At 63.2% G+C, this 500-nt stretch carries 1 protein-coding gene; it reads right to left on the reverse strand.

What is annotated here, in order from left to right:
* Positions 1-470: transposase family protein (locus RM530_RS18450; RefSeq protein WP_489752854.1), on the reverse strand; the 470-nt coding region annotated here is incomplete at its 3' end.
* Between the last annotated feature and the right edge of the window lie 30 nt (positions 471-500).

A 500-nucleotide genomic window follows, 5' to 3' on the forward strand; every position in this document is an offset into this window, starting at 1 on the left:
GCGGATCGCTCAGACAACGACGGCGAGGCGGCTAATAACCAGGGCTCCCGCTCCCGACGGGCACACTGCTCAGCATGACGGCTCTTGGCGCGCGGTCCGCGCACGGTCTTTTGGTGGCGGCCTTGCGGTGATTTGCGATAGAGCACCAGAGTACAGTCCACGGGCCGGTTGCGCACGATCCGACCGGGGCCCAGGATTTTGGGCGTGGCCTTGGCTTTCGGAAACCACTGCCTGCAGGACACCCACTGGCTGGGTTCGAGCGAAATAAAAGTCCGTCCACGGATCCGACCTACCCAGTGCCAGCCCAGTCGCTCGACCTGGACAAACCAGGGCCCCCGGAAACCCGCATCGCTCACGATCACGGGGCGCACGCCTTCGGGCAGCATCGACTTCAACGTCAAAAGGAAATCCCGCTCGACCCGGGGTGAATTCTGTCGGCGCAGTGGATGGATTTCTTCATAGAGCACCAAGGCATGCCCCTTCGTCCAGAGCGTGGCACG

This window comes from Banduia mediterranea (assembly GCF_031846245.1).
In the GTDB taxonomy this organism is placed as follows: Bacteria; Pseudomonadota; Gammaproteobacteria; order Nevskiales; family Nevskiaceae; genus Banduia; species Banduia mediterranea.